Source organism: Aquabacterium sp. A08 (assembly GCF_011742065.1).
Genome location: NZ_JAAQQT010000463.1, coordinates 1 through 231 on the forward strand (window position 1 = coordinate 1; position 231 = coordinate 231).

The 231-nt window shown below is 74.9% G+C and carries 1 protein-coding gene; it reads right to left on the reverse strand.

All coding sequences use genetic code 11. The annotated features are described in order from the left end of the window. On the reverse strand, positions 1-231 hold a 231-nt coding region (locus HA630_RS27255), incomplete at both ends, for a transglutaminase-like family protein (RefSeq protein ID WP_166832234.1).

Consider the following 231-nt stretch of genomic DNA (forward strand, 5'->3'; position numbering starts at 1 on the left):
CGCGCTCATGGGCTGGGCCGGGGCGGCGCCGGGCACGCCCAGGCCGTTCGGGTCGCCTTGCCAGACCGGGGTGCCGTCATCGGCCACGCCGTAGGCGCTGCTCTGCATCGATACCACGCCGCCTTCGGCAAAGCCCCCGCCGATCTGGTGCGGGGCGTACTGGCGCTTGAAGCTGGCGCCGTCGGGCAGCGGGTCGCGCGGGGCCGACGGGTCCTGCTCGATGTGGTAGGG